Here is an 876-nt window from a genome sequence, read left to right as displayed (position 1 = left end):
AAAAAGAATACGGAAGAGCTGGCCGCCCGGGCTGAGCACGAGAAGAAAATGAAAATGCGATCCGATAATATAAAACCGCCAACGTGGTTGGATAAGGTCGGGAAAAAAGAATTCAAACGGGTTGCTGCTTTATTAACAGAAGTTGAAATCATCACGGAAGCGGACGTCAGCATGTTGGCTGCCTATTGTAATGCCTATTCGCAGTATGTATCAATTTCTAAAATTATTGAAGAAGACGGGATCATGGTTCATACGGAAGGAAAAGACGAAGACGGCAACCCGATTAAGCTAGTCGGTGAAGAGCATCCGTTATTAAAGCGGCAAAAGAATTATTTTGATCAAATGAAATCAGCAGCGAATGACTTTGGCCTTACACCGTCTGCTCGTGCAAAACTTGCTATTACTCGTACCCAGGAGGAGCGGGAAAAGACGGCTGCGGAGAAGGAGTTTAAAAACGTATGAAGACAATCAAACAATTTCTCATTGATTACTCGCGCGAAGTGATATCGGGTGAGATTGTGGCGTGTGAAAAACACATTTGGGCCTGTGAGCGTTTTTTAAATGATGTGAGTCGGGAAGGCACAAGGGAGTTTCCTTATGTGTTTGATGATGAAAAAGCCCGCCGGTTCCTATACTGGATGACCCAATTTAAACATACGAAAGGCCCTTTGCAGGGTGAAAACATTGTGCCTGAGCCTATTCAAATATTCATCTTTGGCAATGTGTACGGATGGGTGCATAAGGATACAGGCTATCGCCGATTTAAAAAAGTCTATTGGCAGGTCGGACGTAAAAACACCAAAACGCAGAGCCTGGCTTGTGTCGGTTCCTATGAGGCAATGGCTAACGATGAATATATGTCCGAGGTTTACATTG

General features: G+C 43.9%; 2 protein-coding genes. Both read left to right on the top strand.

The annotated features are described in order from the left end of the window. A partial coding sequence (locus ACWHAR_RS24795; RefSeq protein WP_452088146.1) for a phage terminase small subunit P27 family occupies positions 1–462 on the top strand: 462 nt, incomplete at its 5' end. Beyond that, positions 459–876, top strand: a 418-nt coding sequence (locus ACWHAR_RS24790) for a terminase large subunit domain-containing protein (protein WP_452088145.1), incomplete at its 3' end; no start/stop codon positions are given. The genes ACWHAR_RS24795 and ACWHAR_RS24790, both read left to right, overlap by 4 nt.

This window comes from Bacillus sp. LR--39 (assembly GCF_053613335.1).
The sequence above is the reverse complement of the archived record's forward strand: the minus strand, read 5'-3'. Positions and strand labels throughout refer to the sequence as shown.